Origin of the sequence: Lelliottia nimipressuralis, assembly GCF_041464075.1 — a bacterium.
GTDB classification, from domain to species: domain Bacteria; phylum Pseudomonadota; class Gammaproteobacteria; order Enterobacterales; family Enterobacteriaceae; genus Enterobacter; species Enterobacter nimipressuralis.
Window position 1 is genome coordinate 2,196,538 of sequence record NZ_CP167172.1, and the last position, 24,579, is coordinate 2,221,116.

At 52.4% G+C, this 24,579-nt stretch carries 23 protein-coding genes; 10 read left to right on the forward strand and 13 right to left on the reverse strand.

The annotated features are described in order from the left end of the window. Positions 1–2 precede the first annotated feature (2 nt). Positions 3–551 carry a GNAT family N-acetyltransferase gene (locus tag ACB496_RS10330; protein ID WP_371975122.1) on the reverse strand — a complete coding sequence of 183 codons (549 nt, stop codon included), beginning with the start codon at positions 549–551 and terminating at the stop codon, positions 3–5. 96 nt (positions 552–647) lie between these two features. Between ACB496_RS10330 and ACB496_RS10335 the strand changes: the two genes are divergently transcribed. Both ACB496_RS10335 and ACB496_RS10340 read left to right on the forward strand, forming a co-directional pair. After that, on the forward strand, positions 648–1,136 hold the full coding sequence (locus ACB496_RS10335; protein WP_371975123.1) for a GNAT family N-acetyltransferase: 489 nt from the start codon (positions 648–650) through the stop codon (positions 1,134–1,136). Continuing rightward, positions 1,133–1,573, forward strand: coding sequence for a GNAT family N-acetyltransferase (locus ACB496_RS10340; protein WP_319418467.1), 441 nt, complete (start codon positions 1,133–1,135; stop codon positions 1,571–1,573). Before ACB496_RS10335 ends, ACB496_RS10340 begins: the two co-directional genes overlap by 4 nt. Positions 1,574–1,579: 6 nt before the next feature. Here the strand turns inward: ACB496_RS10340 and tam are convergent, their stop codons facing one another. Beyond that, positions 1,580–2,338 carry a trans-aconitate 2-methyltransferase gene (gene tam, locus ACB496_RS10345; RefSeq protein ID WP_371975223.1) on the reverse strand — a complete coding sequence of 253 codons (759 nt, stop codon included), beginning with the start codon at positions 2,336–2,338 and terminating at the stop codon, positions 1,580–1,582. A 57-nt stretch (positions 2,339–2,395) separates the two neighbouring features. Beyond that, the gene (locus tag ACB496_RS10350) at positions 2,396–2,971 is read right to left on the reverse strand and encodes a nuclear transport factor 2 family protein (protein WP_194512472.1); all 576 of its coding nucleotides are present in this window, start codon (positions 2,969–2,971) and stop codon (positions 2,396–2,398) included. Positions 2,972–3,082: 111 nt separating this feature from the next. On the opposite strand from ACB496_RS10350, the gene ACB496_RS10355 reads away from it, so the two are divergent. Beyond that, positions 3,083–3,970 carry a LysR substrate-binding domain-containing protein gene (locus ACB496_RS10355; RefSeq protein ID WP_371975124.1) on the forward strand — a complete coding sequence of 296 codons (888 nt, stop codon included), beginning with the start codon at positions 3,083–3,085 and terminating at the stop codon, positions 3,968–3,970. A 28-nt stretch (positions 3,971–3,998) separates the two neighbouring features. On the opposite strand, the gene ACB496_RS10360 is transcribed toward ACB496_RS10355, so the two are convergent. Further along, entirely contained in the window at positions 3,999–4,889 is an 891-nt protein-coding gene (locus ACB496_RS10360) for a DMT family transporter (protein ID WP_371975125.1), read from the reverse strand. A gap of 104 nt (positions 4,890–4,993) precedes the next feature. On the opposite strand from ACB496_RS10360, the gene ACB496_RS10365 reads away from it, so the two are divergent. Next, on the forward strand, positions 4,994–6,328 hold the full coding sequence (locus tag ACB496_RS10365) for a PLP-dependent aminotransferase family protein (protein WP_371975126.1): 1,335 nt from the start codon (positions 4,994–4,996) through the stop codon (positions 6,326–6,328). Between the two features lie 15 nt (positions 6,329–6,343). Here the strand turns inward: ACB496_RS10365 and ACB496_RS10370 are convergent, their stop codons facing one another. Beyond that, on the reverse strand, positions 6,344–7,225 hold the full coding sequence (locus ACB496_RS10370) for a LysR substrate-binding domain-containing protein (RefSeq protein WP_371975127.1): 882 nt from the start codon (positions 7,223–7,225) through the stop codon (positions 6,344–6,346). Between the two features lie 105 nt (positions 7,226–7,330). Between ACB496_RS10370 and budA the strand changes: the two genes are divergently transcribed. From budA to ACB496_RS10385, 3 genes are read left to right on the forward strand one after another with little or no spacing between them, the layout of a single operon-like run. Further along, positions 7,331–8,110: an acetolactate decarboxylase gene (budA, locus tag ACB496_RS10375; protein WP_100780161.1), complete on the forward strand. Its 780-nt coding sequence runs from the start codon at positions 7,331–7,333 to the stop codon at positions 8,108–8,110. After that, on the forward strand, positions 8,082–9,803 hold the full coding sequence (gene alsS / locus ACB496_RS10380) for an acetolactate synthase AlsS (protein WP_371975128.1): 1,722 nt from the start codon (positions 8,082–8,084) through the stop codon (positions 9,801–9,803). Before budA ends, alsS begins: the two co-directional genes overlap by 29 nt. Positions 9,804–9,822: 19 nt before the next feature. Beyond that, the gene (locus tag ACB496_RS10385) at positions 9,823–10,593 is read left to right on the forward strand and encodes a (S)-acetoin forming diacetyl reductase (protein ID WP_231275597.1); all 771 of its coding nucleotides are present in this window, start codon (positions 9,823–9,825) and stop codon (positions 10,591–10,593) included. Between the two features lie 95 nt (positions 10,594–10,688). Here the strand turns inward: ACB496_RS10385 and ACB496_RS10390 are convergent, their stop codons facing one another. From ACB496_RS10390 to ACB496_RS10405, 4 genes are all read right to left on the reverse strand, one after another. Further along, positions 10,689–11,213 carry a lipocalin family protein gene (locus ACB496_RS10390; RefSeq protein ID WP_102103728.1) on the reverse strand — a complete coding sequence of 175 codons (525 nt, stop codon included), beginning with the start codon at positions 11,211–11,213 and terminating at the stop codon, positions 10,689–10,691. 173 nt (positions 11,214–11,386) lie between these two features. After that, positions 11,387–11,815 (reverse strand): glutaredoxin-dependent arsenate reductase, encoded by a 429-nt coding sequence (gene arsC / locus ACB496_RS10395; protein ID WP_371975129.1) that lies wholly within the window; start codon positions 11,813–11,815, stop codon positions 11,387–11,389. A gap of 12 nt (positions 11,816–11,827) precedes the next feature. Next, a complete protein-coding gene (locus ACB496_RS10400) occupies positions 11,828–13,117 on the reverse strand; it encodes an arsenic transporter (protein WP_371975130.1) in 1,290 nt (429 codons plus the stop codon). A gap of 45 nt (positions 13,118–13,162) precedes the next feature. Continuing rightward, complete coding sequence (locus tag ACB496_RS10405; RefSeq protein ID WP_102103731.1) at positions 13,163–13,483, reverse strand: metalloregulator ArsR/SmtB family transcription factor; 321 nt, start codon at positions 13,481–13,483, stop codon at positions 13,163–13,165. An 87-nt stretch (positions 13,484–13,570) separates the two neighbouring features. Between ACB496_RS10405 and arsH the strand changes: the two genes are divergently transcribed. Together arsH and ACB496_RS10415 are read left to right on the forward strand one after the other, a co-directional pair. Then, positions 13,571–14,278, forward strand: coding sequence for an arsenical resistance protein ArsH (gene arsH, locus ACB496_RS10410; RefSeq protein ID WP_231275593.1), 708 nt, complete (start codon positions 13,571–13,573; stop codon positions 14,276–14,278). A 706-nt stretch (positions 14,279–14,984) separates the two neighbouring features. After that, on the forward strand, positions 14,985–15,893 hold the full coding sequence (locus ACB496_RS10415) for a hypothetical protein (protein WP_371975131.1): 909 nt from the start codon (positions 14,985–14,987) through the stop codon (positions 15,891–15,893). Here ACB496_RS10415 and ACB496_RS10420 read toward each other — a convergent pair. Then, positions 15,832–18,462, reverse strand: a complete 2,631-nt coding sequence (locus ACB496_RS10420; protein WP_371975132.1) for a tetratricopeptide repeat protein — start codon at positions 18,460–18,462, stop codon at positions 15,832–15,834. The genes ACB496_RS10415 and ACB496_RS10420 overlap by 62 nt on opposite strands. Positions 18,463–18,978: 516 nt before the next feature. Here ACB496_RS10420 and ACB496_RS10425 point away from each other — a divergent pair. Next, a complete protein-coding gene (locus tag ACB496_RS10425) occupies positions 18,979–19,896 on the forward strand; it encodes a hypothetical protein (protein ID WP_371975133.1) in 918 nt (305 codons plus the stop codon). Positions 19,897–19,949: 53 nt separating this feature from the next. Here the strand turns inward: ACB496_RS10425 and ACB496_RS10430 are convergent, their stop codons facing one another. The 3 genes from ACB496_RS10430 to ACB496_RS10440 are packed head-to-tail and all read right to left on the reverse strand — an operon-like array spanning position 19,950 to position 24,403. Continuing rightward, positions 19,950–21,485: an AAA family ATPase gene (locus ACB496_RS10430; RefSeq protein ID WP_371975134.1), complete on the reverse strand. Its 1,536-nt coding sequence runs from the start codon at positions 21,483–21,485 to the stop codon at positions 19,950–19,952. After that, a complete protein-coding gene (locus ACB496_RS10435; RefSeq protein ID WP_040017492.1) occupies positions 21,478–22,023 on the reverse strand; it encodes a hypothetical protein in 546 nt (181 codons plus the stop codon). Before ACB496_RS10435 ends, ACB496_RS10430 begins: the two co-directional genes overlap by 8 nt. After that, positions 22,016–24,403 (reverse strand): ABC-three component system protein, encoded by a 2,388-nt coding sequence (locus tag ACB496_RS10440; RefSeq protein WP_371975135.1) that lies wholly within the window; start codon positions 24,401–24,403, stop codon positions 22,016–22,018. Before ACB496_RS10440 ends, ACB496_RS10435 begins: the two co-directional genes overlap by 8 nt. Positions 24,404–24,579 lie beyond the last annotated feature (176 nt).

Here is a 24,579-nt window from a genome sequence, read left to right on the forward strand (position 1 = left end):
ATTCAGGAACGCTGCAAGGCGTTCCATTCCTCGCGGGTGATTTCCCATAACTCCGAGTCCAGCTCGCCGCTGACGTAGGCTTTCTTTTCCGTTCTCACCAGGCGCATTCCACTGCTGGTAGAGATCCGCTGTGAGCGCTGGTTGACGGCGGCTTTTGGCGCACGCAGAAGCGGTTTGTTCAGCGTATTAAACCAGAAGTCCGTCGCGGCAATGCTCGCTTCGCGCATATAGCCCTGACCCTGCCATTCGGGTGCCAGCCAGAATCCCCGATTATTATCCTCGACGTCGTACAGGCAGATCAGGCCAATCAGCTGTTCGGGATTGTCTTTGCAACGAATCGTCCAGAACCACGCCACGCCATTTTCCACATCCGGCAGGGCAACGTTGTTCACGTATGTTTCTGCGCCATCGGACGGATAGGGCCAGGGTACGCTCGCCACCATATAACGAACGATCTCCCAGCGTGGATATAATGTCTGGATTTGCAGCGCATCTTCCGCTTCCAGCGGTTTGAGTAACAGACGTTCAGTGGTTAACGTGGGCGTTTTCACGATTCGGATCTCCATTATTTGTCGTTATGTTTTTGTTTGCCTTCTGCTATTTTCATGATTACCACATTCTGCTGTGACTGAATAGCCGAGGAAAATATGACGTTAAGACTGGCCGCACCGGAAGAGGCCGAAAGACTCTGGCTCGTTCGCAATCTGGCCATCCGTGCAGGCTGCCAGAGTAGCTATGATAGTGACGTGATCGCCCGCTGGACGCCGGAGGCAATGCCGGAAAGTTACCGTCAGGTGATAATCGATAATCCCTTTTACGTGGTCGACGATGAGAAGGGAGAAATCGTGGCAAGCGGTTATCTCGATCTGGCCGCCAGCAGCGTGGAAGCGATCTTTACCGTCCCCGACGCAGCCGGAAAAGGGCTGGCGGGGCGGATCATCGCGGCGATTAAAGCAGATGCACGCGCACGCGGCATTTCGCAATTAACGCTCTCCTCAACGCCCAACGCGCAGACTTTCTATCAGAAACAAGGCTTTGTAACCGTTAGCGAGGGATTTCATTATTCAAGAATGGCCGATGCGCAGCTGCGTTGTATTCACATGACCATCGATTTAACCGGCGAGGAGACCCTATGACGATAACCGTAAGGGCGTTGCGTGCAGAGGATTATGCCGACTGGCGGCCGCTGTGGGATGGCTACACGGCGTTTTACGAATGCAAACTCGATGAGTCCGTGACCGCGTCGACATGGGAAAGGGCGCTGAGCCCGCATTCTGCGCTGCTCTGTCGGGTCGCGGAAATCGACGGGAAAGTCGTGGGTTTCGCCCTGTGTGTGCTGCATGAAGGGACATTTTCAACCGCGCCCGTATGCTATCTGGAAGATCTGTTTGTCGATGCTAATGTGCGTGGGAGCGGGGCCGGAAAGGCGCTGATAGAGGCTCTCCAGGCGGAAGGAAAGCGCGAAGGGTGGTCAACGCTGTACTGGGTGACGCGTCAAAACAACCCTGCGCGAAAACTGTATGACAAGTTTAGTGAAGCGGACGATTTTGTACGTTATCGCCTGTCGCTATAAGTTCTTTTAAGGTTCACGACGGGCAACGATAAACAGGCGCGGGAAAGCCAGCAGAATCTGCCCGTTTTCCTGCAGCGGATACTGCTGCTCCAGAAGTTCAAGATAGCGATCCAGATAGTTCCGCTGCTCGTGTTCGCTCAGCTCCTGCAACCAGGGGCGCAATCCGGTGGCACTCACCCAGTCAACGATCGCCTGATGCGAACTCATTTTGTGATAGTAGATGGTGCGCCAGATATCCACGTCGCAACCCGCGTCCGTCAAAATATCAAAATAGGCATGAACGCCGGGCAGCGGATCGCGGCTGCGGTCCGGGAAACCTTGCTCATAAGCCACTTCACGCATCAAAACGTGCGATGGCTCATCGCGATTATCAGGCATCTGAATCGCCAGCACGCCGTTCATTTTGAGCAGAGAAACCAGGTGCGGGAGCAGTTCGTAGTGATCGGAAATCCACTGCAGCGACGCGTTGGCATAGACAAGATCAACCGAATGCGCCGGGCGATAGGTTTGAATATTGGCTTCAATAAACTGGCATTCGGGCAACGCAACCCGCGCCTGTTCCAGCATGGCCGGTGAATTATCCACGCCAACAATGTGTGCCGATGGCCAGCGCTGATGCAAAAGTGCGGTGCTGTTTGCCGGGCCACAGCCCAAATCCAGCACATCCGTCACCTCGTTCAGCGCCACTCTTGCCAGCAGTTCGGCGGCGGGACGAGTGCGTTCCGCGCCGTATTGCAGATATAAAGAAGGGTTCCAGTCGGCCATCATCGCATCTCCAGTTTGCGGGTTTCAGCAAGTGTAGATGATTGGCGATGGTTATGTTCAGGCGTTTAACCAGGCCTGGCCGTCAGCTTTCATTTTTCGCTCTAATTCACTGCCGCGCGTGGCAAAAACACGTTTAACCGGGAACCCGCTCTTTTCCAGCACGTAGGCGAGAGCAGCGTATTCACGCGGGTATTTCTCGGCAGTCGCCGCGTCTATCTCCACCACGCCCATCGGGAACGTAAAGGTGCCCATGTCGTAAATGCTCTGCCGATGGAACAGTTTCCAGACGCCGTCGCGTTTCTCCATCAGGTCGTAGAAACGGTTATGTCCGTTGCAGCCCACGTTCAGTTTGACGTTTTCGGCGATAATAATGGCGTTCGTCTCCACGATCGCTTTGTCACCCTTGAAGGTAATAATCGGGCTGCCCATCAGATGTTTGGTGCGGATATCCGATGCGCCCATACGCTCTGAACCCGTCACAAAATCACCGAAAAGCCCTTCAAACCAGGTGACTTCGATCGTGCCGTCAGGGTGAAAGAGTGAACGCAGCTGTTCCCATTCGTTCAAATCCCGGTGGATCCAGCCGTTGATCAGGTCGGTAATCTGCAGGCGATCTTCAGTTCTGTTTTCCATTTTTCGTGCTCCGCTAATGAAAGATGCATGGAGTATTCACCCTGCGTTCGATAACATCCAATAGAATAAAATGACAGATTAATCAGATTTAATGATTGCTGGAGGTGCGACATGGATTTACGCCAGTTACGCTATTTTCTGGCCGTGGCGGAAGAGAAGCATTTTGGCCGCGCCGCTCAGAGCCTGAACATTGTCCAGCCGGCGTTAAGTATGCAGATCCGTGCGCTGGAGGAGGAACTCGGCGGCGCGTTGTTGCTTCGGACCAGCCGAAGCGTCGAGCTGACCGAAGCGGGAAAACTGTTCCAGACCGAGGCGCGACGCACGCTGGAGCAGGCCGAGTTTGCCCGACACGCCGTTGCGCGATCCCTGCGCGGAGAGACCGGCACGGTGCGAATCGGGTTTGCCGGGAATGCCGTATTCAGCGGGAAACTGATGCGTGATTTGCGTCATTTTCGCCAACGCTATCCGGATGTGGAGATGATTTTGCAGGAGGTCCCGGCGCAGCAGCAGGTGGAAGCCATTCTCGCCGGGCGACAGGATATCGGCTACACGCCGGATCACAGCAAAACCCTGACCGCCGGAATCAGAGTGCAGAGGATAGGGGACTGGGACATTCTGGTGGCATTGTCGGACGAACACCCGCTGGCTGAGCGTCCGCTCTTCACCGTCGAGATGCTTGCCGGGCAACCGCTGATCCTCTACGACGCCCATGATACGCATGAAAATCTGTATCTCATGCTGAGCCAGCAGCTGCAAAACAGGCTGCAGATTGCGCACCGTTCTGACAGCACCCTGAGCGTCCTGGCCCATGCCGCCGCCGGAATGGGGCTTGCGCTGGTTCCCGCACCGCTGCAGCAGGTTAATATTCCCGGCCTGGTTTATCGCCATCTGAATGCCCCGGCGTTAACGGCCAATTTGCTGCTGATTAGCCGTGACACGGAGACAAGCGGCGCGGTGAACGCATTTCTGTCGTTAGCGGCACAGGGCGCTGCTCGTTGATCTGCCCCACGCCTCATTCTGGAGCGCGTTATTTGCCCCATTTCCGCGAACCGATGACGCACAGAATGACGCCTGCGGTGATAACGATCATTAACGGGCTGACGCTTTCGTGCAGGAGCGTCGCCGACAGCCCCAGCCCGAAGAACGGCTGTAACAACTGGAGCTGACCGACGGCGGCGATCCCGCCCTGCGCAAGTCCTTTGTACCAGAAAATAAAGCCAATCAGCATGCTGAAAAGAGAGACGTATCCCAGAGCCAGCCAGGCGGAATACCCGATGTGGCTGAAGGAGGCAGGCTGGGTCATCACCGTGGCTGTCAGCATAAAGGGCAGGGAAATCAATAGCGCCCAGCTGATGACCTGCCAGCCTCCGAGCACACGGGTCAGCCTGGCACCTTCGGCGTAACCCAGACCGCAGACGATCACAGCAGCGAGCATCAGCAGATCGCCAACAAGGGAGACTGTCGCGCTTTGTGAGAGGGCAAAGCCCATCACCAGAACGCTGCCCAGCACAGAGAACATCCAGAAGGCTTTTTTGGGCCGTTCACCGCCGCGCAGCACGCCGAAAATCGCGGTGCTAAGCGGCAGCAGGCCGAGAAAAACAATCGAGTGCGCCGAGGTGACATGCTGAAGCGCCAGCGCCGTCAGCAGCGGAAAACCGATCACCACCCCAAGCGCGACCACGACGAGCGGCAAAAAGTGCGACAACTGAGGGCGTTTTTCCTTAAACCCGACGATCAGCATCATGGCGAAAAGACCGGCAATGGATGCCCGCAGGAACGTCAGGAAAAAAGGATTCATATCCAGCACCGCCACACGTGTGGCGGGTAGCGAACCGCTGAAAATGATGACGCCCAGCAGCCCGTTCAGCCAGCCGGACATCGCGTTGGAATCCGTTTTATGCACTACGGAATTGACCACGAACACCTCATTATTTTCATTACGCCCGCAGGCTTGAGCATCTTTGAAGCCGATGGTAGTCTCACTAATCCGATACAATCAAAAAATTGTCATGGATACATTCGATGAAAGCCCGGTATAAAGCGATAGTGGATACCTTCGCAGCGTTGATTCGGGCGGGGACGCTCACGCCGGGCACCCGGCTGCCGACCCATCGCCATCTGTCACAGCGGGAAAAAATCTCCCTGGCGACGGCGACCCGCGTCTATACGGAGCTGGAGGCGATGGGGCTGGTGAGCGGCGAAACCGGGCGAGGTACGTTTGTCCGTGAGATTTCTGTTCCTTACGGCCACGGGGTCGATCAACAGGCCGTGGCATCCGATGTGCTGGATTTGAACTTTAACTATCCCGCGTTAGCGGGGCAGGGAGAGCTACTGCGCGAAGCGTTACGCCAGGTGTCGAACGCCGGTGATATCGAATCGCACTTGCGCTATCAGCCTCATGCCGGGAGGCTGACCGATCGCGAGATTATTGCCGGGCATTTCTCCTGTCAGGGATTTCGGCCTGCGCCGGACAATGTCGTCATCGTCAATGGCGCCCAGCACGGATTGACCGTCGCGGTGATGGGGCTGCTGCGCCCCGGCGATGTGGTGGCCGTAGACGCGCTGACCTATTCCGGGTTTAAAGCGCTGGCCACGTTATATCATCTGGAGCTGATCCCTGTCCCGTCGCGGGCTGACGGCCCGGACCTGAACGCATTACAGCAGATTTGCCAAAAACGCCCTGTTCGGGCGGTGTACACCATGCCCACGTTGCACAATCCTTTGGGCTGGGTGATGAATCGCGAGCAGCGAAAAGTGCTGGCCGGGATCGCCCGCGCCCACGATCTCATCATTATTGAAGACACAGCGTATGCCTATTTAATTGGCAGGCCACCGCCGCCGGTCGCGGTTTATGCACCGGAACGCACGGTTTACGTCACCGGATTTTCAAAGAACGTGGCGACCGGGCTACGGGTGGGCGCGGTGATCTGCCCTGAATCGTACCGTCCGGCCCTGGAACGCGCGGTTCGGGCGACCAGCTGGAATACGCCATCCATCATGACAACCCTGGTGTGTAACTGGATTCAGGACGGTACGGTGTCGCGTTTTGAAACGCTGAAAAGACGCGATGCGCGCGAACGGCAGGCGGTACTCAGGGAGTCTTTAGGCGAACTGGCGTGCATTACTCATCCAAATTCCTATTTCGCCTGGCTTCCCCTGGCTGAAGAGGCGCGCGCCGACCGGGTGGTAAAAGATCTGATGGACAACCATATCTCCGTTTCAACGGCAGAGCCATTCTGTACGGCGCAGACCATCCCCCAGGCCATCCGCATCGCGCTGGGGTCGGTGTCGATTGAGCATCTGCGCACCGCACTGGTCAAGGTGCGTGAAGCGATAGCGTTAGAGCAAAGCCGCTGAACAGAAGAGCGTAACTCAATCCACTTTCAGCATCGCTAACAAACGTTTCACCGTCCGGGAGCGTTCGAAACGACGCCAGCAGAGGGCGATATCCGTAAAGAGTTCCGGTGTGGTCAGGGCATGGTAGGTCACATCGGTCGGCGAAATGGCGGCCATCGACTGTGGCACCAGGGCGAACCCGCACCCTGCGGCGACCATGCTCAGGGATGACGAAAGCTGCGAGGATTGTAGCGTATGGTGCATATCAATTCCGGCCCGCTCGCAGTAGCTGTAAACGCGCTCGAAGAGGGCTGGCGCAACCTCCTGCGGGAATAGAATCATCGGCGTATCCCGAAGCTGGTCCAGCGCCAGCGCGTCGCACGCCGAAAGGGGATGCGTACGGTGTAACGCCACCACCATCGGTTCCCGGTCGAGTAATTTCAGCTCAAATTGCTTGCTGCTCTCGCACGGTAAACGCACAAAGGCGATATCCAGTTCCCCCTCCGCCAGCATCGTCATCAGCGAGGACATATTGGCTTCGACCTGGTGAACCGTCACCGCCGGGTTCTGAAGCTGATACTGATGAATTAGCGCAAAGATCTGCGGATGAAACGCATCAGAACTGGTGATCCCAATCGACAAATTCCCGCTTAGCCCGCGCGCAATGCCCCTGGCTTTCTCCAGCGCGGCATCGCTCATCGCGAGGATTTTGCAGGCGTCCTCATAGAACGCCTCTCCCGCCTCGGTGAGTTCCACGCCCCGCGTCAGGCGCCTGAACAGTGGGGTGCCCACTTCCTCCTCGAGCCGCTTGATCTGCTGGCTCAGGGGAGGCTGCGACATCCCCAGTGCTTTAGCCGCTTTGGTGAAGTGTCGTTCGCGCGCAACCGCGACGAAATACCGTAGATAACGAAGTTCCATATCAAAAACGTCTCAAACCCGCATGCTTTCTATATTGGAACTCTCTGCTGAATCGGGTCAACATTTATTTAACCTTTATAAATAAAGTTGAAGAGGAAACGCATGATGACGCATTCATCTGCATGCGATTGTGAGGCGAGTTTGTGCGAAACCCTTAGAGGATTCTCGGCGCAACACCCTGACAACGTGATCTATCAGACATCGCTAATGAGCGCCCTGTTGAGCGGCGTGTATGAAGGGGAGACCACCATCGCCAGCCTGCTCACGCACGGCGATTTTGGCCTCGGCACGTTCAACGAGCTGGATGGCGAAATGATTGCCTTCAGCAGCCAGGTCTACCAACTGCGCGCCGACGGTAGCGCCCGCGCGGCAAAGCCGGAGCAAAAAACACCGTTTGCCGTGATGACCTGGTTCCAGCCGCAATATAAGAAAACATTTGATGAACCGGTCAGCCGTCAGCAGATCCATGACGTGATAGACCAGCAAATTCCATCGGATAATCTGTTTTGCGCCCTGCGTATCGACGGCAACTTCCGCCACGCACACACCCGTACCGTTCCTCGTCAGACGCCGCCTTATCGCGCGATGACCGACGTGCTCGACGACCAGCCGGTGTTCCGTTTTAACCAGCGCAAGGGGGTTCTGGTCGGATTCCGTACCCCACAGCATATGCAGGGCATTAACGTGGCGGGTTACCACGAACACTTCATCACTGACGATCGTCAGGGCGGCGGGCATCTGCTCGATTATCAGCTTGAGCAGGGCGTACTCACGTTCGGTGAAATTCACAAGCTGATGATTGACCTGCCTGCCGACAGCGCGTTTTTGCAGGCTAATCTCCACCCGGGCGACCTCGATGCAGCGATCCGTTCCGTCGAAAACTAACAGGAGAATCATCGTGAACAGTGATAAACAGGCTCGTCAGTGGGCGCATGGTGCCGATATGATTGTCGGCCAGCTGGAAGCGCAGGGCGTGAAACAGGTTTTTGGTATTCCCGGCGCAAAAATCGATAAAGTCTTTGATTCACTGCTGGATTCTTCCATCAACATCATTCCCGTGCGTCACGAGGCGAATGCGGCGTTTATGGCGGCAGCGGTAGGGCGATTGACCGGTAAAGCAGGCGTGGCACTTGTCACCTCCGGTCCGGGCTGTTCGAACCTGATCACCGGTATCGCCACGGCCAACAGCGAAGGTGACCCCGTTGTTGCCCTGGGCGGGGCTGTGAAACGGGCAGATAAAGCCAAACTGGTCCATCAGAGCATGGACACCGTCAGCATGTTCAGCCCGGTCACCAAATACGCCGTGGAGGTGAGTTCTTCGGATGCCATTGCCGAGGTGGTATCCAACGCCTTTCGCGCCGCTGAGCAGGGCAGACCGGGTGGGGCGTTTGTAAGCCTGCCGCAGGATATTGTCGATCTGCCGGCCACCGGCGCGATTTTGCCCGCCAGCACATCGGCACTCATGGGCCCGGCTCCAGACGCGGCGATTAACGACGTCGCGAAGCTCATCGAAAACGCCAAAAATCCGGTCATTTTGCTGGGCCTGATGGCCAGCCAGCCCGCGAACAGCGCGGCGCTGCATACACTGCTGGAGAAAAGCGGTATTCCGGTCACCAGCACCTATCAGGCCGCCGGAGCCGTGAATCAACAGCACTTCACCCGCTTCGCCGGACGCGTCGGCCTGTTTAATAATCAGGCGGGCGATAGGCTGTTACATCTGGCGGATCTGATTATTTGCGTGGGATACAGCCCGGTGGAATACGAACCGTCTATGTGGAATAGCGGCGACGCCACTCTGGTGCATATTGATGTGCTTCCGGCCTATGAAGAGCGCAACTACGTCCCGGACCTCGAACTGGTGGGGGATATTGCCGGCACGCTAAACCGGCTCGCCAGCCGGATCAGTCATACGCTGGAGCTAAGCCCGCGCGCCACTGAAGTTCTCCTCGATCGCCGCCATCAGCGTGATTTGCTCGACAGACGTGGCGCATCGCTTAATCAGTTCGCCCTGCATCCGCTGCGCATCGTGCGTGCCATGCAGGACATCGTTAACAACGACGTGACGCTCACCGTCGACATGGGCAGTTTCCACATCTGGATTGCCCGCTATCTCTATAGCTTCCGCGCGCGTCAGGTGATGATTTCTAACGGGCAGCAGACTATGGGCGTTGCGCTGCCGTGGGCGATTGGCGCCTGGCTGGTCAACCCTGGCCGCAAAGTCGTCTCGGTATCCGGTGACGGGGGATTCCTGCAGTCAAGCATGGAGCTGGAAACCGCCGTGCGCCTCAAAGCCAACATTCTGCACATCATCTGGGTTGATAACGCCTACAACATGGTGGCTATCCAGGAAGAGAAAAAATACCAGCGCCTTTCTGGCGTGAACTTCGGCCCGGTGGATTTCAAAGCCTATGCCGATGCCTTTGGCGCGAAAGGCTTTGCCGTGGAGAGTGCCGACGCGCTGGAACCCACGCTACGTGCGGCGATGGAGGTCGACGGCCCTGCCGTGGTGGCCATTCCCGTCGACTATAGCGACAACCCGCTGCTGATGGGCCAACTCCATCTCAGTCAGATTTTGTGAACTACTTAAGGACAAAGACATGCATAAAGTTGCTCTCGTAACAGGCTCCGGTCAGGGAATTGGTAAAGCGATTGCGCTTCGCCTGGTAAAAGATGGTTTTGCGGTTGCTATTGCCGATTACAACGCCGATACGGCAAAAGCCGTCGCCGATGAAATCACCCGTAACGGTGGCAAAGCCGTTGCTGTGAAGGTGGATGTATCGAACCGCGAGCAGGTGTTTGCGGCAGTAGAGAAAGCCCGAACGGCGCTGGGTGGCTTCGATGTGATCGTCAATAACGCCGGGATTGCGCCGTCTACGCCTATCGAGTCGATCACGCCTGAGATTGTCGACAGGGTTTATAACATCAACGTGAAAGGGGTGATCTGGGGGATTCAGGCCGCAATTGACGCTTTTCGCAAAGAGGGGCACGGCGGTAAGATCATCAACGCCTGCTCCCAGGCGGGCCATACGGGAAATCCTGAACTGGCGGTCTACAGTTCCAGCAAATTTGCCGTACGCGGCTTAACGCAAACCGCCGCGCGAGACCTGGCTCCGCTCGGCATCACCGTTAACGCCTACTGCCCGGGTATTGTGAAAACGCCGATGTGGGAAGAGATTGACCGTCAGATTTCCGATGCCGCAGGCAAACCGGCGGGCTACGGCACTGAAACCTTCGCCAAACGAATCACGCTTGGCCGCTTGTCCGAACCGGAAGATGTCGCCGCCTGCGTCTCTTACCTCGCAGGACCTGATTCTAACTACATGACCGGTCAGTCTTTGCTGATTGACGGCGGAATGGTGTTTAACTAAAAAATAACGATAAGCTCTGACATGTGTTTCCCCTGCATCATTGCAGGGGCTTTTTTTATGCGCGGTTTTCTCTGTCGCCCGCTATCTGCTAATCCTTAATGCTTGACCCAGACCAGCTGTTCCACCGGGAAGCCCAGCTCACGCGCCGTCGCGAGGAAGTCCTGCTTGACCGTCTCTGGAAGGGTTGTTGAGCGAGAAAGTATCCATAAATAGTCGCGATTCGGGCCGCTGACCAGTGCGTGCTGGTAATCCTTATCCAGTTTAATCACGTTATAGCCGCCGTAAAACGGGCCAAAGAACGAGACTTTCAGCGCTGCAGTGGTGGGCGCTCCGGTGAAGTACGCTTTCCCTTCACTTTCTTTCCACCTGTTCTTAATCGGATCATATCCACGGTTGAGTACGGTAATCCCCCCGTCGCTACGCAGACCGTACGTCGCTGTAACCTGTTCCATCCCTTTTTCAAAGCGGTTTTCCAGGCGCGCGATTTCATACCATTTACCGAGGTAACGGCTGGCGTTAAAGTCGCTGACAGGCTTCACGCCCTTTGGTGGGGTCGGTGATTTACATGCAACCAGCGTGAGCGCCACAGCGATACCCGTCATCACAGGCCATAGTTTCATGCGAACTCCTTTCTTTTTAGTAACCGGGAGTTAAGTGTAGTGTAAACAACAGGTCAGAATGATTATCACAAAAAATTGAGTATTTCCTGATAAGACGGCTGACGGTGAAAAGCGAAGTTTGCTCAGGTTATTCTGTACGGGCCTGAAAAACTGAGCGCTTCCTTGAACAGTCGTTATTTCTTGATCTGTTTTCCGCGTTCATCCACAACAGGTTCACCATCTTCTTTCGTGAACGCACCGCGCTGCTCTTCCGTCAAAATATCCAGCACTACCTCTGATGGCCTGCATAAACGCGTCCCCAGAGGGGTAACGACAATGGGCCGGTTGATGAGAATAGGGTGCTGTAACATGAAATCAATCAACTGGTCATCGCTGAAAGAGTCGTCTGCCAACCCTAATTGCTCATAGGGTTCGACATTTTTGCGTAACAGCGCCCGAACCCTGATCCCCATATCTGCAATCAGTTTCACCAGCTCTTCCCGCGTGGGCGGGGTATCCAGATAGAGGATAATCTTGGGTTCCGTCCCGCTGTTGCGGATCATTTCAAGGGTATTTCGCGACGTGCCGCAGGCTGGGTTGTGGTAAATAGTGATGTTGCTCATATCAGTACCTCATTACACAGTGAAAGACAGGCGAAGCGCCAGCGCGGCCAGCGTCACAAATAGCACCGGGATGGTCATGACGATCCCGACCCGGAAGTAATATCCCCAGGTGATGGTCATATTTTTCTGCGCCAGAACATGTAGCCACAGCAGTGTCGCCAGGCTACCAATCGGGGTGATTTTGGGGCCCAGATCGCTGCCGATAACGTTGGCATAGATCATCGCCTCTTTGATGACGCCGGCCGCAGTACTGCCATCGATCGACAGGGCACCCACCAGAACGGTTGGCATATTGTTCATCACTGAGGAGAGAAACGCCGTCAGGAATCCGGTCCCGAATGTCGCAGCCCACAAACCGTGATCGGCCAGTTGATTGAGCAGAGCAGAGAGGGCGTGCGTCAGGCCCGCATTGCGCAAACCGTAGACCACGAGGTACATGCCCAGCGAGAAGATCACGATCTGCCAGGGCGCACCACGCAGCACGTTGCCGGTATTTATGGCATGCCCTTTTTTCGCGACGGCAAACAGAAGCAGCGCACCGACGGCAGCAACCAGGCTCACCGGCACGCCGAGCGGCTCGAGACCAAAGAATCCGACTAACAGCAGCACCAGAACCAGCCAGCCCATTTTAAAGGTCGCGCCATCGCGGATGGCCATTTTCGGTTGTTTCAACAGAGAGACGTCATAAACGGCAGGGATCTCTTTGCGAAAGAACACATGGAGCATAACCAATGTTGTAGCAATCGCCGCAAGGTTGACCGGGACCATTACTGCGGCATATTGCGCAAAGCCCAGTTGAAAGAAATCTGCCGATACGATATTCACCAGGTTTGACACGATCAGCGGCAGGCTGGCTGTATCGGCGATAAATCCGGCCGCCATGACAAAGGCCAGCGTGGCGCCTTTGCTGAAACCCAGCACGAGGAGCATCGCGATTACAATCGGGGTCAAAATCAGCGCGGCACCGTCGTTGGCGAACAGCGCGGCAACCATCGCACCCAGCAGGATAATCCAGGTGAACAGCAGGCGGCCACGTCCATTACCCCAGCGGGCAACATGCAGCGCGGCCCATTCAAAGAACCCGGACTCATCAAGAAGAAGACTGATGATGATCACGGCGATAAACGTGGCGGTGGCGTTCCAGACGATTTGCCAGACTACCGGGATATCTTCGGGATGAACGACCCCCGTCAGTAAAGCCAGACCTGCACCCAGCATGGCGCTCCAGCCAATGCCCAGACCCCGTGGTTGCCAGATAACCAGAACGAGGGTAAGCAGAAAAATTGCACCGGCCAATAACATCAGTTACTCCATTCATATCTATTCAGACGAATATGTAAACGCATTTCAGCATGCAGCCGGTGAAGCGTTGTTGAGCGTGTTGCGAATGTTTTCACGCTCACAGTTCCAGGCTGAGTCAATAATCGCCGCCGCCCACGCGGGCATATGTGGCGAAAGGCGATAGTGCACCCATTTCCCTTCACGACGATCGGAAACCAGCCCGGCCTCACGTAATAACGCCATATGGCGTGAAATTTTGGGCTGAGACTCTGCCGTTGCCGCACAGATATCGCATACGCAAAGCTCTCCGGACTCCCTGAGCAACATCACGATCGTTGAACGGGTTTCATCAGAAAGTAATTTAAAAAGCTGAACAGGCTGTAGCATGTTGCACCTCGATAAGATTTGACAACACATATGCTAATCCATATATGATAACTTTAAAAGTACAGCGTTTAAGAACGGAGCCATTTCATGAAACATTTACCCGCCATCGAACCACAATTCTTTGATGATACGGTCACCAGCAAAATTTCAGGCAGTGACCCAACAACGCCGCCACGCATTCTGATTCTCTACGGATCCATTCGGGAGCGTTCCTACAGCCGGTTTGCCGCAGAAGAAGCGGGGCGGTTATTGACCGAAATGGGCGCCGACGTGAAGATGTTTAATCCATCGGGTCTGCCATTGCCGGACGACGCACCGGAAACCCATCCGAAAGTGCTCGAATTGCGGGCGCTGGTCAGATGGTGTGACGGGATGGTCTGGAGTTCTCCCGAAAGGCATGGCGCAATGAGTTCGGTGATGAAAGCGCAGATTGACTGGATACCGCTGAGTGAAGGCGCGGTTCGGCCGTCCCAGGGAAAAACGCTGGCCGTGATGCAGGTTTGTGGAGGCTCGCAATCATTCAATACCGTCAACCAGATGCGAATCCTTGGCCGCTGGATGCGAATGTTCACCATTCCAAATCAATCGTCAGTGCCGAAGGCGTGGCAGGAGTTTGATGAAGAAGGACGGATGAAACCATCAGCCTGGTACGATCGAATCGTGGATGTGACAGAAGAGCTTTATAAAATCACGCTGATTCTGAAAAGACACGCAGGTTATCTGTCCGACCGATACAGCGAAAGAAAAGAGAATCACCAGGCGCTGTCGGCGCGAGTGAATCAGGCAAAAATCTGAGAACAGATTTCAGAGGGATGCTGAAAGACCGGAGTGAACGCGACTCCGGTTGTACATAATCAGCCTGATGTGGATGGCAGATTTGAGTAGTTATTTGGTTGGTGCGCATAATGTATATTATGTTAAATATGGTGGGTTTGTTCTTAAGTTCATGAGTTCCTCTCTTTCAGGAACTTACCGATGAATCAGTCAGTTGCCAAAGTTTAGTTGTGGACTTACGATGACTTCATAACACAAAAATTACGGGGCATCCGCTAAGTTCATGGCATATTCCATCTTACATTTATCGAGGAACAACCAGAGAACTCATCTCATAGTTGATGATGTGACTACCCTACCGGTCATGTTCGCCACAATTTATGGAATGAATGAACTGAGCAAGAAACATCTGGGGACTCAAGAAAACATTCTGTGTTCGCTGCGTTTCTTTTACGTCTATTACTTTAAGAAGCACAAACGAACATTTGACTACGATTTCTATCGGTCTGGCTACAATATCTCCTGTTTTATCAGGGAGCTTGATGGCTTCTTTACTTACCTGCTCGGGAAGCAGCACCTGAGTGACGAGACCGACATAATCTCTACCGGGTTTTTACATTCTGCACTCTCCAGAACCAACAAGTCCACCTATGGTAACCACGTCAGAAACGTTGGCCGATTCCTTAAGTATCTCAACTATAGATATATGAATCTGGCATACCAGGATATGTCACCTGTTGAAGCTCACCAGATTAACCAGGCGAACCACAGAGATCTCGCTGACAGAATTAAGGTCTTCAACAGAGTTGAAGTATCCAGGAACGAACCCGCACACCGATACAAAAGTATCACCAGTCAGCAAAGTGTCGAACTAACGAACATGCTAATCCCCTCCACTCCTGAATTTTCAGATATCGAGACCGGTGAATTATTCATGGCCGTGGTTAATCCCCAAAACCCATTCGATTCAGGATTTCAACAATACCGTAACTACCTTATCCACCGGTTAATGTTTAACTATGGCTTACGTGTTGGTGAAGTTCAATTGTTGTTGAAGGATTGCGTGGGGCCAACCCTTCCAGACTCACGAGGTAACATTCGTTTCATCCTGATTGTACAAAATCTACCAGATGATGTAGTTGATCCAAGGAAACAACAACCTTCACTCAAGACTGAGCATTCACAGCGACAAATCGAACTGACCGAAGATGACTTCATTATGTTTACCATTTATATGGAGCAATATCGGTTCCCATTATTTGAAGAGAAAAAAATTGATGACCATGAATTTGTTTTTATTAAAGGCTCAGGTAGGTTAACTCCATTAACTTACGATGCAATTAGAACATTTTATAAGGAAAAAATTGATCCGGCATTCATTGCCCTATTCCCTCATTATCGTTCGAAAAGTAATAAGATTATTAATAATATGGTTAATATAACACCACACGTGGGGCGACATACTTGGGCTAACATCACTCTTGAGTTTATTTACAATAGTCTCCTGAGTGAATCACTAATACTGGCGCAAGACTATGGTATTCGAGCAAGGATGAATGGAGTACTTGAACCAGCTATTGAACAACTTCGTGCTTTAGGCGGCTGGTCACTGACCAGTAAAATAAGCGGCGGATGATTACGGGACGCGACGACTCAAGAGTGAACTCCGATATCGCCATCTGCGTCCAATCACTGAGCTTCGATAGCCCTTCCTTGAATACGCGTTGCCGACTATTGCCGACAATTACGACCATGCTAATGCGATCAAGCACCGCCTCACTGCTGAAGAGATGTTCGATCGTTTTTCGCATATCCTCCACATAGCAAGTGGCAGCAAAAATCTCAGCAGCCAATCCAATCAGCATTTTCTGGATGTCGGCCTGCCGGGCAAATGTAGCTGGTTTGAGCCCAGTCGGCCAGCGAACTATCGCTGTCATTTCATCAGTATTGATCGTGTAGTCAGGTGCCAGCACTTCAGAACTATCTTGAAGTGATATAGTGAAGTTCTCTGTATGCGCTACGGCGCCGCTTTCGATTGCGGTTGCAAAAAATGCTTCAACGGATCCTATTACTGCTTCTGCGGCAAGAACTAAGGCATTGGAGCACGGGTGAAAGACTGCCACACGAATGCCCTGAACTCTTGAGACAAGGCACTGCGAGTCTGCCTCGTTGAAGATGACAGGACCATGCTGGTTGCTAGATACCGGTTGGCTAGCAAGCAAAGTAAATAACTCGGCCACCTTCTCTGGCGTCTCTTCTTGCGGTATTGATCCCTCCCGACGAAGTTCGGCTTCATGGCCGAGCGCGTAAATCAGCGAGTTTCGACTCTGTTGCAGACCGAGTCCACCAAGAACGTCAGGTAATCGCACAACGTGTTGAAGTTCTTCCGCTGTGAAATTTAGGATTTGGCTCGCCAGAATAAGATCTAACTCCGTAAGTCGCTTCGCGATACGATCTTTTGATGAGTCGTCGAGCGGAAGCATCGCCGTACAACCTCGAACTAACCGAACAGCTTCGAGAGCGTCTGGAAGATGCCGAAGTTCGACAGCAATCCAAGCGAGGGTCATAACCATGGGTACGATCGAAGCCGAAAGGTCACTGTCCTCCTCGGCTTCGATGAACATCGAAGCCATTGCAAAAATGCATGTAGCCCGCGCAGCCCAGAGCAATCCGGCACTACGATAAGCAAACGTGAGCAGTTGCAGCGCTTCGATCAGAGAATCGGCATATTCTTTTTTAGTGAGTTGACGCGCGGCTTTGCCCAACAAACGAATGATTTCGAAGTTATCTTCGAAATCGAGTTGTTGCGCTCGCTTGAGAAGCACTAACGCCCCCTGAGCCTCACCGGTACGCTCAGAAACAAACGCTGCTACCTCGTCAACCAGTTGGACATAACTACTGTCCTTACCGGCGACGAGCCCGAACACCTCAATCATTTTAGTCAAACGCTCAGCAGAAAACTCACCGAGACCTCTCGCACGCTTGACGACATCCGAGAACTGCGGCCATAGCGAACTCAGTTTTTCAGTATCTTGTTTAAGTATCGCCTGATTGACTTCTATGACGAGTAACGACGACAGGGCCTCCAAGGCATTATTTGGACGTTCTTTATTCTCAGCAATTACCTTTAACCTCTCGGTCAATCTAGATGCTCGCTCTTCAAGCCTAGCCTCTTCGACCGTCAAATGCTGATGAATGACCGAGTTGAATAGCAATTGTACTAGATTACAAAGAAACTCAAGGTTTATGGCGTGATCCGTGTCGCTCACCAGATTCGCAAACTCGTCGTACCTTCCGTTCAAATACGCGATGTCATCGAACCACCAAAAGGCGGTCCAGATGGACTCGTAGTGCGCTTCCAACTTCTGGCGATAAGTTCCATCTTGTTCAGCGAGTCGAATTGCACGAGCAAACCGACCATCTGTCTCGATTCGTGGGAGCTCTAGATTACGCGATAACTTAGCTGCCACCAGAGATTCCGTAACTCGTTGCATTTTCATCCCAGAAAATGCCTCCGGATTGCCGAGTGTTTTCTCGATGTCTTCAAGTTGCTGTGAGCGGGAGTAATCTGTGGGCCCCATACGCCTTGAGCCTGCAACCTCCTGCCCTACACCAAGGTAATTAAAGGCTAGGTCCTTACGATCATTACTGACGACCTGATCAACAATCCAACTCCGGTCAAGAATAGTGATGGTCACACCGTACTGTTTCGAAAGTTCATCCTCGACGCGGGCGCGATCCTTCGCCCGAGCAAACTGCGCTGTTACACAATAAACTTTCTGATAGCCACGCTGCGTAGCCACAATGCCTGCAACGTCATTGCGAACTTTCTCCGCCCACTTTTTCTTAGCACTGAAAGCGAATGCCCAACGCTCCTGTGCAGCATTTGCGTCCCCCATATACGTGAGAGTAGCAATCTCGTCGGCAATCGGAATAGTTTCTGAATCAGCTTTGCTGTCCCCTCCTCCCTCCGGACCGGTAGCAGGCTTCAAGTTTGGGCAGATCGTGCGTTCGCACAACTTGCGACAAAATATCTCGAAATCATGGGTCTGGTTACGCGATGTAATACTATCGAGGTGGTACTCAAGTGCCGAAGCATCGAGTTGATATGCTGTGCGATCGCTGGTATCCGAGTAAAATTCAGGACGCAGTTCGCGCATGAATTTTGATGGCGCTACCCCTTTTACTTGTTCTCTTTCAGCCATTCATTGCCTCTTAAATAAGAGTTCCGCCATCGTATACATGCGAAGAAAATGTTCGAATGTCACCATGCACTTCTGCGCCAAGCCTAGACCTCCAGCGCCCTAAACTAATGTTTCCAGCTCGCTGTAAGCCAAGCGCGACAAGCACCGTCCTGCCTTCGCTAGGTTCACCTGCAAGGCTATGCTACCTGTTCTCTGGATTTTACCCCGATTCATGGCATTCCCTGAATTTAAGTAGAGAAGGCTGAGGCCCGATACGTCTCTAATAAAGCAGCCTCGGCTCCAGTGAGGCCCAGTTTCGACCAATAGCAGCGAAGTGCGAAGGATCACCTGCGGCCCAGAATATGGAAAAAACGTCGACCAAAAGATTGAAGTTTACGCTTCCGCGTCGACTTTGAAAATTATCGCAGAGCTTTAATCTAAGAATATGATTAGAAAAAGTTGATATGTCACAGAAACGCATGTAAAAAAATTATCTCGGCTGAGACAATCAAATAATTTTGTAGGAGTAAGGGCAATATGGGAACTCCAGAAAACTACCACCTTAAGGGCTATGTAGACCACTCACTACCAGGTCAAATCGAGACGTTACATAAGGCGACGTTTTCTAGCAAAGAGGAAGTACTCACATCCAGCACGCTCTCACCTCAAGATGTTTTCATTTTAGTCGAAAGACTCCACTGGGCTTCAATTAGTGGCAATATAACTCATCATCTTGAAGAAGGTGCATCTAAAGTAATACTAAAATATCCATTTTCGCAATTTTGGGAAATTATCACTGACTCATTCGCTATCGCCCAGTACTCTAATGAGTACGGAATTGCGTTCCAGCATGATTTAAAATCAAAGCTAAAGCTGGAGAGCCTTAACTTTCCCCACTTCATTCGAATTATACTTTCAGCACATTCGATCGGCGAGGAATTTGATAGCATAAGTATTCCCCCTCACAATGCTGATATTGGGCATTTCGAGTGTCGAGCGGATATAATTTCTCATGCAGCTTATATAGAGGGTATGCTATACAAGATAATAACTGACAGCAAAAAAACCACATATAATCTTGCTGATAAAATGACATATAATAAAAAAATAGATTTTTGCGAAAAGGAGAAACTACTAAGCAATGAGCTTCTTTCAATTGTCAAATTGCTGAAAGATTTGAGAAATGAAGCTGCGCATCAGTTTTCGTTTGAGAAATGCGGCCCAACAGGAAACTATCTTAAAATTAACCCCGTCAGCGATAAGTTATTAGAGGAGATAAAGAGTTTTGTATGCGCCTGCGAAAAACGGTACTCTTTGAAGGAAGGGAGAATAAATCGCTTTGACAATGTTTTTCGAATGCTTGCAGGAGAGTTAAATGCCAAGGCCAATTTGGCCCAAATGATAACCTTAGGAAAACAATACCCAGCCGAGCTATCGAGTTACTTCTACGGATAACAGAATTTTATAAAACTTCAACTTCTAGAATGAGGGTTCGGTCTTTGTATCTGCTATGCATTAACCTCCTCCTTCTTGACTTTATTAATAAGATTGATGAGCTGAGAACCGAAGTTGCCTATAAGCTCTTCAATGATATCAATGGCGTTCTGATCGACAGAATAAACAGCGAACGCAGTTAATAAACGTTCATTTTTAACCCAGTCATGCGTGCAGAGCGGACAACAGCTCCCCTGTACCTGACTGACAAGCTGCAATCCCAGTGCGTGCAGTTCAGCGGTCTGATCATCCAGAGCCCTGACCGAGTATGTCATCCGCTTAAGTTCATCCGCTGCCTGTTGTTCTTTAACACGTAACGCAACAACCTCATCCCGCGACACGCGCCTGATACGAGACTGCCATTCCTCACGAGCCTGTCCTGAAATATACACACTGCGTGCCACATCCAGGTAGCGACTCAGTTCTTCGTAATAGCCCTGCAACGCGCCTGACGGGATATCCTTTTCAAAGTAGTTTTCAAGCAGCTGCGTATCCGTGAAACGGTGATTTGCGCTGACACCCGCCTGCTGCATTATCTGAGCATAATCCTGCGCCAGGGATCCTTGCGCAGCCATCCATTTCAGCCGTGTGTCTAGTTCCCGAATCTGACCGTCGTCACGCAGTTTTTGCTCCCCGGCATGTTGATGCTTCTGGTTGGCATCCTGCCATGCGGTGCGATGCACAAGGATTCGGGTGCGTAACTGCTGCTCCTCTCCGGATGCATGCTCAAAGGCTTCCCACCGGGCTGAAACATCAAGACAGATGGCTCCATAATTTTCCGTCTCACGTCTGTATTCCGCTATATCCGTTTGCGCACGTTGAAGGAAGGTTTCATGATTTGACTTGTCCAGCCCGGAATTCAGACTGACGGCAAGCTGCGAAATCAGCTCAGCCGCATCTGACGCAGGTTCATTTACTTTTTCAGCCTCATTGACGGCGCGGAGCTCTTCCCGGAGACGGTCTAGCCGCTGTGTCAACTGGCTGACACCGGGCAGATACTGGAGATAACTGTTGATGGACTGCTGTAGAGGTATGAGATGTCCGTACCCCAGAATGTTGGCAAAGACCTGTGAACGCTGTTCGGCTTGCGATTCATCGACCAGCAGGGATAAGGCATTAGAATAAAGCCACCGGCTATTGCGAAGCCAGGCCTGCTTTGTCAGAACCGCCTGGGGACGGTTCTTGCCCGCACCAATTTCCTTCGGAGAGAGTAGGCTAAGAAGAGACAGGGTGTTGCATTTAGTGATGACCTGTCCGTCGGATTTCTCCAGTCCCTTCAGCGTGCGCGTTAGCCGATACTGCTGACCGTTGATAATGCAGTCTGCGGCAACAAAGGTTTCTCCATCCCCCCACTTACAGGTCAGCGAACTTTCTGAAACGTCAGGTAATATGCCCGTCAGTAACCACTCCACCGCCTGACAAAGCGTGCTTTTTCCCGTACCATTTGCGGCATAAATAACGGTCAGTCCCGAGTTAAGCGGAATGGTCACCTTTCCGGGTATTCCCCTAAAACGGCTGATCGTCACGTTTAATATCTGAAGATTATACATCGCTGCTCTCCCACTTACTTCCATGGTTCAGGGCGATAGCACGCGGGGAATTTCCCGACTCAAATTCAGCCAGAAGCGCTTGCGTGCTGCCTGTGACCCTAAGGTCTACGGCAGAGATTCCCCGCTGCTCCAGCGGGGCAAGCCCCAGCATTGTGACGCGACCGATGCGTTTCCACTCCCCATTTTCCATCCACACGAAATGCTTTCTGACCAGACGGGTATTCTGCTCAATATCTGTAATCATGCCGTCAGGGACACAGTGAACTGACGGCATCGCATATATTACGCTTGCATCAATGACCCTACCCGTGCCTTCACGAGTCCGGGCCATAGCGTCCGCAATCCTTTCGCTGACGATCAATTCTCTTTCCATCTGGTCAGGTTTCGCGTTTAAAGGCCACAGCAGCATGCATGCATATTCGGATTCCCAGTAAAGACTGCCTTCAGACAAACCCTCAAGGTATTCTGCCGGAAATGTTTTCCTGAAGAATCCGGCAAAGGCTGCTTTTGTTTCAAATTCAGCAATCAAACTATCCATTTTTTACCGTCCATAAATTGCTCAGATAGCACTCAAGCTCAGCCAGATCGTCATTTCGCGTCCGGCTGAGCAGAGGATTAAGGGGGAAAAGCCAGGCTCTGCGCGTTGAACGTGGCGCAGCGAAGGAGTCAGCCTCCGCCGCAGGTTCAGCAATATTGGCGCGAGTTAGATCCTGTCGGATTGAACGACCGTGTGAAGGTAGGTCCTCTTCCACATCAGCAAACACGCTCAGGTCGCAATGCTCCCCCCCATCCTGTATCCATTGGGTCAGTATGGCGTCAACCTGCGTGTCACTCATTTCATCAGGTAACCATCCCATCACGGACTCAGGTGTCCCCACACCGTTCCATAAAAGATGCCCCGTCACGGCATGATTACCGTTCCAGCTGAGGCTGGGGTGCATTGAAAGGTAGCTTAGCGCTCTGATCACTTTACGAATGCCCCGGCGCTGTTGAAGGAATGTGTTCATCTGCGGATAGACATAGGACCTGGGCCCGCTCAGTGCATAATGAACAAAATAGCCGGCATAGGGAGGGGCACATGTCACCAGCGCGTGCCGAAATGCATTCACCCCCTCCTGTACAAGGAATTGCGGGGGATCAGTGAAGGGATCCAGCAGCACCCGCTGAAGCTCAAGTTGTATACCATCGGCTACCTCGTAAAAACACCCATTGTGCCATTGCCACATGTAAGAGGATGTCGCGGTAAATTCATCACCCGCCGAATTAAACCGAAGACAAAACATCGCAGAGGTCACGCTCTTATCCCGGATTAACAGGGCCGGAATCGGCCCGTTATCGGCGTGAAAAAGATCATCACCTGCACTGGCTGGGTAAATTCCTGAGGCATAACGTATGCCGTCCGTAATCTCCACTTGTGACTGATGGCAGAAAATGACCCCTAGAAAACGCTTCTGCCGTAGGCTCTCAAAACGGCGGATTTGTGCGTTAAAATGCTCCTGTGTCAGCGCACAGGATGATGAGACCAGAAGGACGTTGGGTCGCCGGTGACCGTCATCAGCAATGCTCAGAGAGAGACGGTCATCCAGTACCGTGCCGGAAGAACCGGCCGGAGTGTAATAATCGGTGTTCAGAACGGGCCAGAGATTCACATCATTAAACGCCAGGCGAAGCGCGCGCCCTGCATAACTCAGCGCGGCATCGCAGTCGCAGGTTTCCAGTAAAATAAAGCGGTGAATATCGCCTACACCGGACTTTACCCAGCACCAGCCCGCCTGATACTGAGCCCTTCCCGGGTAAAGACCCTCGCTGTCAGCAGAAAGCCAGCCGTCGTTTTTCCAGGTGTTTAGCATGGTCCCGGGCACGATGCCGCAGCCTGCCTGTAAAATAACGGTGCCCTGACATTCACTGATAAGCGCATCAATGGAGCACTGGTCAGCAGGGTCAAAAGCATTCGCGGGGCAGACCAGCATGACCGGATAGTTTCCGGCCACCTCGGGCATTTTATCTTTTAGGAATTCGCCCAGCATACGCACAGAAAGTCTTTCACCCGCAGGAAAAATAAATGCGTTCAGCCGGCCTGCGGATAACAGGTTTTCATTTCCGTAATGGGTATAAACGTTTTCTGCATGCATGGCGCGTACATCCGCCGCAATAGCGCCCTCTGGATAAACCTCCCGGAAAAAATCCAGAACGCTCTGTTGAGAAAAATACACTTCACGGCGAAAATAGATGCTCATGAGGTTGTCGGACGCACGCACAAGTGGCGAGAGCGATTCACGGGTGTAAAGCTCAATATTCAGTCGCTCAAACTGCGGATACACCATGTCATATAATGCCTGTCCGGTTTTTTCCTTAAGCAGCGGGGATTTTCTGAGCAACGCATATTTGTCCCGGACGGCAACCAGTGCTTTGAGGTAATCCGTTTTTCGGCCGATAAGATCGGCCAGCGCAGTAGAGTTTCGCTGGAAATACTGCTGTGTTTCGCCGTTAACGTTATCAGAAACTACGAGAATATAGCGGAATGGGAGACCGTCAGGAGGAAGCAAATCACTTATCACCAGACTGCGCAGGCAGATTTTTATCCACTCATCGCGAACTTCTGGCATGGTAAACGCTTTCGAACTGTACCGTTTACATTGTACGATGCCCGCAATCACTCGGTCTTTCATCAGTTGAACGTCTATACCGTTATCGGAACCATCATTTATCCGAAAGGCAGTGTCATACCAGTCCCAGGTCGCCTCAACCTTTTTCTCATCAAATAAATCCCGGACGATTAATTCGAATGCTCTGGGGTCAAGCGTGCCAAAAGGCAACTGTCCGCAGTCATGAGCATAAATATCCCGAGCGTTGTCGTGAGCCCGCGCTCTCTCCCGAACATCGTCTTCATCGCTGTAAATATGAATACAGGCGTCCATTCACCATCCCTTAGACAACGTAGTCAATATTTTTTGTATCATTTTAAGGCACTTTACTCCCAATTGAGTCGGGCACAAAACCTGAAATGCTAAAAATTTCATCGCCATCAGTAACAGGTATTTACCGCACGCCATGTTTTAATGCCTAGCAGGGCTATCCCGAATGGATGAGATCC

Bases quoted from the DNA above. Each gene is read 5' to 3' on its own strand.
- ACB496_RS10415 (WP_371975131.1), top strand. From the start codon at position 14,985: ATGTCACCTGTTGAAGCTCACCAGATTAACCAGGCGAACCACAGAGAT.
- alsS (WP_371975128.1), top strand. From the start codon at position 8,082: ATGCAGCGATCCGTTCCGTCGAAAACTAACAGGAGAATCATCGTGAAC.
- ACB496_RS10365 (WP_371975126.1), top strand. From the start codon at position 4,994: ATGAAAGCCCGGTATAAAGCGATAGTGGATACCTTCGCAGCGTTGATT.
- ACB496_RS10335 (WP_371975123.1), top strand. From the start codon at position 648: ATGACGTTAAGACTGGCCGCACCGGAAGAGGCCGAAAGACTCTGGCTC.
- ACB496_RS10340 (WP_319418467.1), top strand. From the start codon at position 1,133: ATGACGATAACCGTAAGGGCGTTGCGTGCAGAGGATTATGCCGACTGG.
- ACB496_RS10435 (WP_040017492.1), bottom strand. From the start codon at position 22,023: ATGGATAGTTTGATTGCTGAATTTGAAACAAAAGCAGCCTTTGCCGGA.
- budA (WP_100780161.1), top strand. From the start codon at position 7,331: ATGACGCATTCATCTGCATGCGATTGTGAGGCGAGTTTGTGCGAAACC.
- ACB496_RS10355 (WP_371975124.1), top strand. From the start codon at position 3,083: ATGGATTTACGCCAGTTACGCTATTTTCTGGCCGTGGCGGAAGAGAAG.
- ACB496_RS10390 (WP_102103728.1), bottom strand. From the start codon at position 11,213: ATGAAACTATGGCCTGTGATGACGGGTATCGCTGTGGCGCTCACGCTG.
- ACB496_RS10430 (WP_371975134.1), bottom strand. From the start codon at position 21,485: ATGTATAATCTTCAGATATTAAACGTGACGATCAGCCGTTTTAGGGGA.
- arsC (WP_371975129.1), bottom strand. From the start codon at position 11,815: ATGAGCAACATCACTATTTACCACAACCCAGCCTGCGGCACGTCGCGA.
- arsH (WP_231275593.1), top strand. From the start codon at position 13,571: ATGAAACATTTACCCGCCATCGAACCACAATTCTTTGATGATACGGTC.
- ACB496_RS10425 (WP_371975133.1), top strand. From the start codon at position 18,979: ATGGGAACTCCAGAAAACTACCACCTTAAGGGCTATGTAGACCACTCA.
- ACB496_RS10400 (WP_371975130.1), bottom strand. From the start codon at position 13,117: ATGTTATTGGCCGGTGCAATTTTTCTGCTTACCCTCGTTCTGGTTATC.
- ACB496_RS10385 (WP_231275597.1), top strand. From the start codon at position 9,823: ATGCATAAAGTTGCTCTCGTAACAGGCTCCGGTCAGGGAATTGGTAAA.
- ACB496_RS10370 (WP_371975127.1), bottom strand. From the start codon at position 7,225: ATGGAACTTCGTTATCTACGGTATTTCGTCGCGGTTGCGCGCGAACGA.
- ACB496_RS10405 (WP_102103731.1), bottom strand. From the start codon at position 13,483: ATGCTACAGCCTGTTCAGCTTTTTAAATTACTTTCTGATGAAACCCGT.
- ACB496_RS10420 (WP_371975132.1), bottom strand. From the start codon at position 18,462: ATGGCTGAAAGAGAACAAGTAAAAGGGGTAGCGCCATCAAAATTCATG.
- tam (WP_371975223.1), bottom strand. From the start codon at position 2,338: ATGGCCGACTGGAACCCTTCTTTATATCTGCAATACGGCGCGGAACGC.
- ACB496_RS10350 (WP_194512472.1), bottom strand. From the start codon at position 2,971: ATGGAAAACAGAACTGAAGATCGCCTGCAGATTACCGACCTGATCAAC.
- ACB496_RS10440 (WP_371975135.1), bottom strand. From the start codon at position 24,403: ATGGACGCCTGTATTCATATTTACAGCGATGAAGACGATGTTCGGGAG.